Genomic DNA, 12,538 nt, shown 5'->3' with positions numbered 1-12,538 from the left:
ACATTACAGAAAAATTATCTGATGACTTGCAGGTAAAACTTACCTCCCATAGTAAAGTATCTATTGCTGCAGCCTGCTTTTCCATCTATGCTTATGAAGAATTAAGAGAACGGTTGGAACAGGTGGACGCACTGCGATTCATCTTCACTTCTCCTTCTTTTCTCTCCGAACCTGCCTCAAAGGAAAAACGGGAATTCTATATTCCCCGCCAGGCACGCGAAAAAACTCTGCATGGCAGTGAATTTGAGATCCGCCTGCGCAACGAGTTTACGCAGAAAACCATCTCCAAAGAATGTGCTGATTGGATACGCCGTAAAGCGCAGTTCAAATCCAACTGCACTGATGAGACAATGCCAGGTTTCCTTGCCGTCGATAACGAACACCCAGTGGCGTATGCTCCCATCAACGGCTTCACTCGGGCAGATCTGGGCTGCGAGCGGGGAGGCAATATGTTCAGCATGATCCAGCAGTTGGATGCACCGGAAAGCAAGGCTTATCTGCAGTTGTTCGACCAACTTTGGGCGGATAAGCGGCGGATGCAGGATGTAACGGAGCAGGTGCTTGAGCGGATTACCACTGCCTATCAGGAAAACAGCCCAGAGTTTCTTTACTTTTTTGCGCTCTATAATATCTTCAATGATTTTCTGGAGAATGTCAGCGAGGATGACCTGCCAAACGAAGCAAATGGTTTCAAGGACAGTTTGATCTGGAATAAGCTCTACACTTTCCAGAAGGATGCCGTGCTCGCCATCATCAGCAAACTGGAGCAGTATAACGGCTGCATTCTTGCCGACAGCGTGGGCCTGGGCAAAACCTTTACCGCTCTGGCTGTCATCAAGTATTATGAGAACCGCAACCTGCGGGTGCTGGTGCTCTGTCCCAAAAAGCTCAGTGATAACTGGATGACCTACAAGGCCAACTATGTGAATAACCCCATCGCCGGTGACCGGCTGCGGTACGATGTTCTCTACCACACCGACCTATCCCGCAGCAAAGGGTTTTCCGGCGAACTGGACCTCTCGAAAATCAACTGGAGTGCCTATGACCTGGTGGTCATTGACGAGTCCCATAACTTCCGTAATGGCGGCAGCAGCCATAGCGACGAGGGAAAATATAACCGCTATGACGCCCTGATGGAGAAGGTCATCCGTCCCGGTGCCCGTACCCGCGTGCTGATGCTCTCCGCTACTCCCGTCAACAACCGCTTCTATGACCTGCGCAACCAGCTAGCTCTGGCCTACGAGGGCAACAGCGAGGCATGGCGGGACAAGCTGGACACCACCCGCTCGGTAGAGGAGATCTTCCGCAATGCGCAGAAAGCTTTTAACACCTGGAGCGAGTGGGATGTGGAGCTGCGTACCACCGACAAACTCATGCGGATGCTGGACTTCGATTTCTTCGAGATCCTGGACGCTGTCACCATCGCCCGCTCCCGGCGGCACATTGAGAAGTACTACAATGTAGGCGAAATCGGCAAGTTTCCCACACGGCTGCCGCCCATCTCCAAGCGCCCGCCGCTGACCGATTTGAGCGACGCCATTACATACGACGAGATCTATGACCTGTTGCTCAGCCTGACCTTGAGCATCTATACCCCCTCCAACTACATTCTGCCCAGCCGTATGGAGAAGTACGCCGACCTGAACCATGAGGGAAAGAACAGCCTGACTCAGGTGGGACGTGAGCAGGGTATCCGCCGTCTGATGAGCATCAACTTGCTCAGGCGCCTGGAGAGTTCCGTCCACTCCTTCCGCCTGACCCTAAAGCGCATCCAAGACTTGATCTGTTCCACCCTGGACACCATCGCTCATTACGATCCCAGCCTGACCCTGGAGCTCAACGACCTGACCAGCACGGTGGACTTTGACGCTGATGACCAGGAGATGGATCTGTTCACTGTGGGCAAGAAGGTGAAAATCGCCCTGGAGGACATGGACTATGTGACCTGGCAGCACGATCTGGAGGAGGACTTCAACACCCTCTATGTGCTGGTCAACATGGTGGCCGACATCACCCCGGAGCACGACAGCAAGCTGCAGATGCTGCTCTCTACCATCGCGGAGAAAATCGACCACCCCATCAACCCCGGTAACCGGAAGGTGATCATCTTCACCGCCTTCTCTGACACGGCGGAGTACCTCTACGACCATGTCAGTGCCTTTGCCAATGACAAGTATGGTCTGCACACCGCTCTGGTCACCGGCTCCGTCAGTGGCCGCACGACAGTGCCAAAATTTAAGGCCGATCTCAACAATGTGCTGACCTGCTTCTCTCCCATCTCCAAGGATAAGGCGGCTCTGATGCCGGACGGCCCGGACATCGACCTACTCATTGCCACTGACTGTATCTCCGAGGGCCAGAACCTGCAGGACTGTGACTGCCTTATCAACTACGACATCCACTGGAACCCGGTGCGGCTGGTACAGCGTTTTGGACGCGTGGACCGTATAGGCAGCCGGAATGAGCAGATCCAGCTCATCAACTTCTGGCCGGATATGCAGCTGGATGACTATATCAACCTGAAGGCCCGGGTGGAGACCCGCATGAAGGCCCTGGTCATGACTTCCACCGGCGACGACAACCTGCTCTCCCCCGAGGAACAGGGCGACCTGGAGTACCGCAAGGCCCAGCTCCAGCGGCTCCAGACCGAGGTGGTTGATCTGGAGGACATGGGCACCGGCGTGTCCATCACCGACCTGGGCCTCAACGAGTTCCGCATGGAGCTGATGGAGTACGCCAAGACCCACCCGGAGCTGGAGACTTGCCCCGGCGGCATCAGCGCCGTGGCGGCGGCCACGCCGGATGCTCCGGCTGGCGTTGTGTTCATTCTGAAAAATGTCCACAACGAGGTGAACATCGACAACCGCAACCGGCTTCATCCCTATTATCTGGTCTATCTGACCGAGGACGGCGTCACCGTCCACGACCACCTTTCGCCCAAGGACACCCTGGACGCCATGCGGCAACTGTGCCGTGGCAAGGACAAGCCCATTGAGGAGCTGTACCGGGCCTTCAATCAGGAGACCGATGACGGGCGGAATATGGCCGTCTATTCCAGTCTGCTGGAGGATGCGGTTCTGTCCATTCTGGACACCAAGGAGGACAGTGACTTGGACAGCCTGTTCCGGGCGGGCGGCACCTCGGCTCTGCTCAGTCAGGTGTCCGGGCTGGATGATTTTCAGCTTGTTTGTTTCCTTGTCGTCCGATAAAATGGAGGTAATACCATGCTGGACTTTCCTAAATCAACGGCCTTTGGCCGCCGGTTCCCCAAGCAGAAATTCTATGAAAATCTGGAAGTATCCGCTGAGGTCAAACGGCTTTTCGTGGAGCAGGTGAAGCTGATTACCTGGGCCAACAAGCTCTCCCCCGAGACCATGAACATCGCCCCCGGCCAGATGGTGCGGGAGATCGAGGTGTTCCGCCTGACGCTCCAGGGGCAGGAACTGGACGGACGGGTGCTGGAGCTGATGGACAAGCAGATTCCCTACCACATTCTGTTTCTGCTGGAGCGGCCCGACGGCAGCGTCCGGCTCCATGTGACCTATAAGGAGGCCAGCCAGAGCGGTAGCAATGCCTTCCAGCTCCGGCAGAGCTATCACACGGAATGGATGAAGCCCGAGGACTTGTCCCTGAATCTCACTGCCCTGGATATGGATGCCCTCTATGAGAGCATCGTCCGCCAGATCGCTGGGGACGCCATTGACGCGCCCCAGGGTGAGAGCCTAAAGGAGGCGGTGGAGCAGACCCAGCAGCGGGAGAAGCTGGAAAAGCAGATCGCCCAACTGGAAGTAAAGATGAAGAAGGAAAAGCAGCTGGGACGGCAGATGGAACTAAGGCGGGAGATACAGAAACTGGAGAGGGGGATATGAGTTGTATACTACACATGAGCATCTGGAAATAGTTCCTGATAAAACGGTCCTTTGGAAGTACATGGATTTTCTGAAATTTGCATATCTGATTGAAACAAAAACACTTTGGTTTAATCGTATCGATAAATTCAAAGATGTGTACGAAGGGACTTATCCTCATGCAAATACGGTATTAAGGCCAGAAGTATATGGCAAGGGCAACGTAATACCAGAAGCTACTTATGCAACTATGGAGAATTATGGACGAAGCAGGATGTATGTTTCTTGTTTTCATGCCAATTCGTTTGAATCGGCCGCAATGTGGAGTTTGTATTCCGAAAGTGGTGGAGTGGCAATTAAAACAGATGCCGCGAGATTACAAAACTCATTTAAAGCTGAAAAGAGAGATATATTCATATCCCCTGTCAAATATGCTGACTATGATGTTGATTTTCTGCCAGAAGGAAATGTATTGTATTTGGGCCTATATAAGCGGATGAGTTTTTCTCATGAAAATGAAGTCCGCTGCCTTTACTTACACCAAGAAGATACTCCTCCTAATGAATTTGGTTATGCGATTTCTGTCGATATTCCAGAACTCATCACGGCGGTTTATATATCTCCCTATGCTCCTTCGTATGCAGAGGAAACAGTTAAGCTGTTGATGCAGCAAAGTGGGTACAACATTCCAATTATAAAATCCAAACTTTACGAATTCAATCGATAAAAAGGATGGTTTCTATATGGAACACATGAAATTTGAAACCCCGGATATGGTAGCTGGGAATATTGAGAAAATCGGGGCGCTGTTCCCCGCTGCCATTACGGAGATGCGGGGTGAGGACGGGCAGATCAAGAAGGGCATCAATTTTGAGGTGCTCAAGCAGTTGCTCAGCCGGGATGTGGTAGACGGCGACGAGTGCTATGAGTTCACCTGGGTGGGCAAGAAGGCAGCTATGGCCGAAGCCGCCCGGCCCATCACCAAGACCCTGCGCCCGGTGAAGGAGGACAGCCGGGATTGGGACACCACCCAGAACCTCTATATCGAGGGGGACAACCTGGAGGTGCTGAAAATCCTCCAGGAGAGTTATCTGGGCAAGGTGAAGATGATCTACATTGACCCGCCCTACAACACCGGCCACGACTTCATCTATCGGGATAAATTCCAGCGTTCCCAGCAGGAAGAAAACGAGCAGATGGGAATGTACGATGAAGATGAAAACCAGATGTTTGAGAATACAGAAAGCAATGGCCGTTTTCATTCAGATTGGTGCAGTATGATGTATTCCAGATTGACACTTGCACGCAATCTGCTTACTGATGACGGTGCTGTGGTTATTTCAATTGATGACAACGAATACTCTAATTTAAGAAAGACTTGCGATGAAATTTTTGGAGCGTCAAATTTTGTTGCAGTATTTCCGTGGCGGAAAAGAACAGCAAAAACAGATGTTCCATTTGGAGTTTCTCAGGATTATGAGTGGATATTATGCTATGCAAAATCTTCAAATTTTATTGCGAGGGTAAATGGGACTGAACGAAGGTATTATGAAACTCCAGATTATCCGGGCAAACCATGGCGTATTCATGATTTAACTAAGCAGACAACTGCCAGTGAAAGACCAAATAGTTATTTCACTATAGTAAATCCGAAAACAGGTGAAGAATATCCTGCCAATCCGAATAGAACTTGGGCAATAAGCAAAGAAACATTTGAGGATTATTATAAACAAAATAGAATAGTTTTTCCTGGGGATTACTCATTTTTAAACATTTCAAAACCCGCCTTGCGCTATTGGAAAGAAGATGATATGGACAAAGCAGGTGATTTGTTTGGCTTAATGTCTGTTAGCACAAAATTACCTGACGATGTAGGGATGTCATTAGATGGGACAAAAGAAATAACTCGCATTTTTGACGGAAAAGTTTTCAGTTTTCCCAAAACTGTTCCTTTGCTTAAATTTTTTGTTGACATCTGCACAAAGACGGATAAAGAAGCCATCATCTTGGACTTTTTCTCTGGCTCCGCCACCACTGCCCACGCCGTCATGCAGCTCAATGCCGAGGATGGTGGACACCGCAAATTTATCATGGTGCAGCTACCAGAACCCTGCGATGAAAAATCAGAGGCATTCAAGGCTGGCTACAAAAATATTTGCGAAATAGGAAAAGAACGCATTCGCCGGGCTGGAGACAAAATTCAACAGGCTCGTTTAGAAACTATATCGACTATACAGCACGAATGGGATCAAACTACATATTATGTCGAACACCAGGAAGAATGTGACAAGTTAGGCAAATTACCAGATGAGTTCTATGAAAAAGAGTTTCCAATAATCGACACTGGTTTCCGGGTTTTCCGGGTGGACAGCAGCAACATGAAGGATGTGTACTACCAGCCGGAGGAGCTGGAGCAGCAGTCCATGTTCGACCTGGTGTCCAACATCAAAGACGACCGCACCGATCTGGATCTGCTTTACGCCTGCCTGCTGGACTGGGGCGTGGAGATCCACCTGCCCCACACCAGCACCGACCTGGACGGCTGCACCGTCCACAATGTGGACAACGGCGCTCTCATGGCCTGCTTCAGCCCCAATGTGCCCCGCTCCGTGGTGGAGTACATGGCAAAGCAGCAGCCCCTCCGCGCCGTCTTCCGGGACAGCGCCTTCGCCTCCGACGACGCCAAGATCAATGTGACGGAGATCTTCAAAAACCTCTCCCCGGATACCAAGGTGAAGGTGATTTAATGAGCCAACTTGAATTACCAGAATTCTCGGCCCTGACCGAGGATGATTGGCAGTATTTTCTTTCTTTTGGAACACCAAATCAATATTTAGATACGGTGGCAAAGGGGCTTCAGGAGCAAAACCGCTATTTTACAGATTTTAGATTTCTCAAACTTCTTTACTGGTATGCCAAGTGTTGTAATAATGCGATTCCCTTACCCAAAGGAATGATCCTTTATCGGGCACGCTTGTATAATAAGGAAAAAGATTGTAAAGAAAAGACTTCTTCGTTTCACGGATATGGGGAAGAGGATAGTTTTGTCCCACGTGATGTGAAGATTGTTCCACATGGCCGGGCGAATCCAGATAGAATCATCTATCTTTATGCTGCGCATAGCGTCAATACTGCAATCGCAGAAATAACACCACCCCTAAAGTCAGAAGTTAGTGTTGCCCAAATTGAAATATTAGAACCGCTTACTTTGCTTAGCTTTTGCTCTTATTGTGCGACCTCTACGGGGGAAGATACAAAAGTTTTGGAGTGGAAGCGCAATTTTGTGCTTGCACTTGCTCGATTGTATAATCGACACTATGGAGATGTCCGAGATTATATTCTATGTCAATATATCAGTGAGTTTGCAAAGAATATTGGTTTTGACGGGATTGCATTCCGATCATCAAAAGTAATTGAGGATCGGAAATTTCTGAAACGAGATAGAAACTATACCATTTTTAGCTATCAAAAATGCAAACCCATATCGTCTAAATTATATTATATTTGCGACCACCAATATACATTACGGGTTCAAAATGCAAGTGGCGTTTTTGAAGCATTTGAGGAATGATTAGATGAAACTTCAATTCAAACACCAGCCCTTTCAGGCGGAGGCAGCTGCGGCGGTCTGCGATGTGTTCAACGGCCAGCCCATGCGCACTACCACCTACCGCCTGGATTTAGGTGATATGACCAATGTCCAGACTGACCTGGACATGACGGATACCGGCTTCCGGAACCACCCGCTGGTGCCGGAGCTGACCAACGCCCGTATTCTGGACAACCTGCACGCTGTCCAGCGCCGGGGCGGCTTAAAGCCCTCCGATGCCTTGGCCGGGCCGGGGATTAACCTGTCCATTGAGATGGAGACGGGCACCGGCAAGACCTATACTTATGTAAAAACCATGTACGAGCTCAACGCCCGCTACGGCTGGAGCAAGTTCATCATTGTGGTGCCGTCGGTGGCCATCCGGGAGGGCGTCTACAAGTCCCTCCAGACCACTCAGGAACACTTCGCCGGGGAGTATGGCAAGAAGATCCGGTTCTTCATCTACTCCTCCGACCGGCTCACCGAGGTGGACCGCTTCGCTTCGGACAGTGCCATCAATGTGATGATCATCAATATGCAGGCGTTCAACTCCAGCAAGAACCAGAGAATCATTGACAAAAAGCTGGACACCTTCCGCAGCCGCAAGCCCATTGATATCATCGCAAAGACCAATCCTATTCTGATTATCGACGAGCCCCAGAGCGTGGAAGGCAAGCAGACCAAAGAGAGCCTGAAGAAGTTCAACCCACTCTTCACCCTGCGCTACTCCGCCACCCACAAGGAGAAGTATGACATGGTGTACCGGCTGGACGCCATGGACGCCTACAACCAGCATCTGGTGAAGAAGATCGCCGCGCTGGGCGTCACCCTCACCGGCTCCACCGCCACCAACAGCTATGTCTATCTGGAGGGTATTGACCTCTACAAGAACAAGGCTCCCACTGCCCGCCTGGGATTCGAGATCAAGGGGGCAACCGGCACCAAAACCGTGGTCAAAAAAGTCAGCGGCGGTGATGATCTCTTTGCCCTGTCCAACGGCCTGGAGGAATACTCCGACCGCTATGTGATCCTTCCCGACGGCATTGACGGTCGGGACAATTCTGTCACTTTTCTCAATGGCCTGAAGCTCTATGCCGGACAGATCCAAGGCAACGAGCAGATGACCGCCCTCCAGCGGCGGGTCCAGATCCGGGAGACCATCCGCACCCACATCCGCCGGGAGCGGGAGCTCTACCCCAAGGGCATCAAGGTACTCAGCCTGTTCTTCATTGACGAGGTGGCCAAGTACCGCCTATACGACGGAGACAACGATGACGGACGCAACGGCGAGTATGCCCGGATGTTTGAGGAAGAGTATGAAAATGTGGTAGGCGAGCTCCAGCGAGAAATCGGCGACGAGGCCTATCTCAGTTACCTGGACAAAATCTCCGCCCACGAGACACATCAGGGCTACTTCTCCATCGACAAGAAGAAGGGCAAGAAGGCCCGCTTTGTGGAGAGTAAGGTGGACCGCAAGACCCAAACCTCCGATGACGCCGATGCCTACGACCTTATTATGAAGGACAAGGAGCGGCTGCTCAGCCTGGACGAGCCGGTACGGTTCATTTTCTCCCACTCTGCCCTCCGGGAAGGCTGGGACAACCCCAATGTGTTCCAGATCTGTACCCTGAAGCCCCAGAGCGAATCGGAGATCCGCAGCCGCCAGGAAATCGGACGCGGCCTGCGCCTGTGCGTCAATCAGCAGGGCGAGCGGATGGACGAGAGTGTGCTGGGCAGCGAGGTGCAGGAACTGAATAAACTTACTTTGGTCACCGATATGGCCTTCGGCAAGTTTGCTGAGGCGCTCCAGTCCGGCCTTGCCGAGTCCCTGGCCGACCGGCCCAAGAAAGTGGATGTGCAGCTGTTCATGGACAAGGTACTCACCAACGCCAACGGGGATACCGTCAAGGTCACTCGTGATTTGGCAGAGGCCATCTATGAGGATTTGATCGGCAACGGCTATGTGAAGCGGGGCGAGTTGACGGACAAGTACTACGCCGACAAGGCCAGCGGCACCGTTCAGGTGGCCGAGGAAGTCAAAGACTGCGCCGCCTCTGTGGTATCCATCCTGTCCACCATCTATGACAGCCACTCCGTGGAGCTTGAGGATGCCCACGGAAATAATGTAGAGGCCAAGGTGGACCCCGACAAGCTGAAAAAGAAGGAGTTCCTGGCCCTCTGGGAGAAGATCAACCAGAAATCCTTCTATACAGTCTCTTTTGACACAAAAGACCTCATCCAGAAAGCCATTGACAAGCTGAACGGTCATCTGGAGGTATCCCGTATCTTTGTGAAAAAGGAATATGGGGAGCAGGAGACGCAGATCCAGTCGAAAGATCAGCTGCTCCAGGGAGAAAGCTTCAAGCAGCGGAAAGCGGATCAGGAAGTGGCGGACCATTCCGTTCTGGGCAGTGTACGCTACGATCTGGTCGGTAAAATCGTGGAGGAAACTGGCCTGACCCGCGCCACAGTTGCAGCGATTCTTGCTGGGATGGCTCCGCAGAAATTTGCCATGTTCCGCCTCAATCCGGAGGAGTTCATTCTCAAGGCAGGGAAAATCATCAATAACGAGAAGGCCACGGCCATCATTCAGCATATCGCCTATAACAAGTTGGATGCGGCCTATGATACCGACATCTTCACTGCGGCAACCCTGCGAGGAAAACTGGGGCAGAATGCCATGCCGGTGGACCGAAGTATCTATGACTATCTGATTTATGATTCGGATGGTGAGCGTAAGTTTGCTGGACAGTTGGACATCAACGAAAAAGTTGCCCTCTATGTGAAACTGCCCAAGTCCTTCTTCATCTCCACTCCGGTCGGAAAATACAGCCCCGACTGGGCCATCGCCTTCCACGAAGGAACTGTGAAGCATGTCTATTTCGTGGCGGAAACCAAGGGCAGCAATGACACTATGGAACTGCGCGGTGTGGAGGAAGCAAAAATTGAGTGTGCCAAGGCTCATTTTGCAGCAATCAGCAACAGCAGCATTACTTATGATGTGGTGAAGGATTTCGAGCAACTGATTAGTCTTGTATCATAATTATTCTTGTGTTTTCACCTTTCATCTTGTCCTCCCCTGTCAAGTTCCGGTACAATGGTGCCAAAATGAGGAGGGGATCATATGAACGGACTGTCGTTTATCCGTCGGCGGTGCAATCTGAGCCAGGGGCAGTTGGCCGAAAAACTGGGTGTCACCCGCCAGGCCATCAATCTGTGGGAGAACCGTCGGGAACCTCTGCCGGAGGCCCGAAAGGAGCAACTTAGCCGGTTTTTCGGCCTGGAGCCGGAACTGTTTGATGAGATCAACCAGGAGCAGAAGGACGCCTTGCTCCATCGTCCCTGTTTCATGTACCGGGACGATGACGGGCACGATCACTTCCTGTTCAGAGAAAATCCGCTGAGGCCTGTTGGCTTCCTATTGAGTGAGAAAACCGGCCAGCCGTTTACCCAGGATGAGCAGATGGTTCTGGACCGTCGGGAACTGGAGGAGATGCTGGATGTCCTGCGTGAGGCGGTGTTTCCAAAAGATCGTTCCCGGTGGACAGCGTGGGACTCCAATGTGGCCATGAACCGTATGCGGTGCATTCTGGGTGGTATGACGGATGCTCTGGAGGCGATTCAAAAGCACCCCAAGGATCGGAAGATGGACTGTTTCTATCTGATGATGCAGGTAGAACTGGCCTTGGCACTGGCCCTGGGTGGGATCGAAAAAGATGACCTTCCTCGCCAAACGGAGGATGATCAGCCAGGTCTGGACACAGAGCACATAATCAGTTTAGCCGAGGAATTTCAGAGTTGGCTGCGCAAGCGTGCAGAAGAGGTCGACTCTTTTCTTGCGAAATAGTCGGTTTCTCGGTACAATGACAGCAGAAAGGAGGCGTTGTCTATGGCAATTCGATGTCCGCACTGTGGAAGTCCCGTGATGATTCGGGGTACTCGCTGGGAGTGCGGCTGGTGCGGTGATTTTGGTGCAATCTCGTCTCTTCATCCCTCAGAAAAGGCCAAGCTGATGCAAGCAGCCGCACCCACCATCCAGGTCACCGTTACAGTGACAGATACCTCTGACGAGGAGGCTCCCCGTAATTTTTCCCAGAGTGAGCTGGAGGACATGGTCCACCGGTGGGACTTTGACGAAAATGAATGGGCATGCCGGGATCTGCTGATCGCAGCTTTCCCGGAGGCTGTGAGTAGCTGGACGGCGGAAGAGTTGGAGGAAATGGACACCATGGACCTTCTTTCCAAGACTGGCGAGAAAGACCCGGAGGCGGCCATCGACATGATGAAACTGCTGCTGGACACGGTGGGAGACAAACTGCAGGAAAAGGAGGTTGCCTATCAGTTTTTGGGATGGGACATGGACGGCCTCCTGCGGGATCAGTTCGTCCAGGGACCACTGCTGCAGCGGCTGAAAACCGACGACCGTCTGGCCGAACAGATTTTCCGGTGTGCCTGCTGGGACACTGGGCAGAAGATGCTGTATGAGGCCTGTGACTGGTTCGGAGAGCCGGAGTTAAAGGAGAAGCTTCGGAATCTTGCGGAGAAGAATCCGTATTTTGACGGTTTTGATTAAAATCAATACATAGCAGAACATATGACTAAGAGGCGCATAAAGTGGGCAACTACTTATTTCGCCAACTCCAGAAACGCATCTCGGTAAGTTTCCAAAATCCGGGCGGCAGCCGCATCGATCTTCTCGTCATCGGTCAGTTCACGCTGGTCAACTTGAGACGCCTGGGAAGGGGAAGGACCGCTCTCCGGCTGCTGGTCATTGTGCGGTATGGGATGGACTTTTTCCAACATCATGCCTACCTCGCTTTCCACCTAAAATGATCTGCTTTTATTTTGACAGATAATTGCTCAAAGTACAAGGAAATCCTATCACGGTGAACAATATCAAGGGATGTGCCGCGAAATGTTCGGTTTCGCGGCACATCCTTTTTGCAGATGCCGGCGCAGATAAAACCGCCGAAAAAACTTCATCCGTATTTACCAGTGTTAGCGTCGGGAGTTCACAGCCACATTTTGTCGGGAGTATCGAACCAATTATTGTCGGAAACGTGCGAGCCAATGGATTAAAGTACAAGATGCCAACAACCCA

Annotated in this window: 11 protein-coding genes; 9 read left to right on the top strand and 2 right to left on the bottom strand. The window is 51.6% G+C overall.

Translation table 11 applies throughout. From position 1 onward, the window contains the following. Window positions 1-176: 176 nt before the first annotated feature. Window positions 177-383 carry a hypothetical protein gene (locus H6B51_RS18285; protein ID WP_335342100.1) on the bottom strand — a complete coding sequence of 69 codons (207 nt, stop codon included), beginning with the start codon at window positions 381-383 and terminating at the stop codon, window positions 177-179. A gap of 66 nt (window positions 384-449) precedes the next feature. On the opposite strand from H6B51_RS18285, the gene H6B51_RS03480 reads away from it, so the two are divergent. The 8 genes from H6B51_RS03480 (at window position 450) to H6B51_RS03445 (ending at window position 12,010) form a co-directional block, all read left to right on the top strand. Further along, the gene (locus H6B51_RS03480) at window positions 450-3,209 is read left to right on the top strand and encodes a DEAD/DEAH box helicase (protein WP_335342099.1); all 2,760 of its coding nucleotides are present in this window, start codon (window positions 450-452) and stop codon (window positions 3,207-3,209) included. A 15-nt stretch (window positions 3,210-3,224) separates the two neighbouring features. Further along, window positions 3,225-3,869 carry a DUF4391 domain-containing protein gene (locus H6B51_RS03475; protein WP_204882352.1) on the top strand — a complete coding sequence of 215 codons (645 nt, stop codon included), beginning with the start codon at window positions 3,225-3,227 and terminating at the stop codon, window positions 3,867-3,869. A gap of 1 nt (window position 3,870) precedes the next feature. Then, window positions 3,871-4,575, top strand: a complete 705-nt coding sequence (locus tag H6B51_RS03470; protein ID WP_204882351.1) for a hypothetical protein — start codon at window positions 3,871-3,873, stop codon at window positions 4,573-4,575. A 16-nt stretch (window positions 4,576-4,591) separates the two neighbouring features. Then, complete coding sequence (locus H6B51_RS03465) at window positions 4,592-6,595, top strand: site-specific DNA-methyltransferase (RefSeq protein WP_204882350.1); 2,004 nt, start codon at window positions 4,592-4,594, stop codon at window positions 6,593-6,595. Further along, window positions 6,595-7,419, top strand: coding sequence for an RES family NAD+ phosphorylase (locus H6B51_RS03460; RefSeq protein ID WP_204882349.1), 825 nt, complete (start codon window positions 6,595-6,597; stop codon window positions 7,417-7,419). Before H6B51_RS03465 ends, H6B51_RS03460 begins: the two co-directional genes overlap by 1 nt. A 4-nt stretch (window positions 7,420-7,423) precedes the next feature. After that, the gene (locus H6B51_RS03455) at window positions 7,424-10,480 is read left to right on the top strand and encodes a type III restriction-modification system endonuclease (RefSeq protein WP_204882348.1); all 3,057 of its coding nucleotides are present in this window, start codon (window positions 7,424-7,426) and stop codon (window positions 10,478-10,480) included. Between the two features lie 81 nt (window positions 10,481-10,561). Beyond that, entirely contained in the window at window positions 10,562-11,284 is a 723-nt protein-coding gene (locus H6B51_RS03450; RefSeq protein WP_204882347.1) for a helix-turn-helix transcriptional regulator, read from the top strand. Between the two features lie 42 nt (window positions 11,285-11,326). Beyond that, entirely contained in the window at window positions 11,327-12,010 is a 684-nt protein-coding gene (locus tag H6B51_RS03445; RefSeq protein ID WP_204882346.1) for a hypothetical protein, read from the top strand. 53 nt (window positions 12,011-12,063) lie between these two features. Here H6B51_RS03445 and H6B51_RS03440 read toward each other — a convergent pair whose 3' ends face one another. Continuing rightward, complete coding sequence (locus H6B51_RS03440; RefSeq protein WP_204882345.1) at window positions 12,064-12,243, bottom strand: hypothetical protein; 180 nt, start codon at window positions 12,241-12,243, stop codon at window positions 12,064-12,066. An 80-nt stretch (window positions 12,244-12,323) separates the two neighbouring features. On the opposite strand from H6B51_RS03440, the gene H6B51_RS03435 reads away from it, so the two are divergent. Next, window positions 12,324-12,538 (top strand): hypothetical protein (locus tag H6B51_RS03435; protein WP_204882344.1); only part of this gene is annotated, 215 nt, incomplete at its 3' end.

Source organism: Pseudoflavonifractor phocaeensis (assembly GCF_016901955.1).
Lineage (GTDB): Bacteria > Bacillota > Clostridia > Oscillospirales > Oscillospiraceae > Flavonifractor > Flavonifractor phocaeensis_A.
The sequence above is the reverse complement of the archived record's forward strand: the minus strand, read 5'-3'. Positions and strand labels throughout refer to the sequence as shown.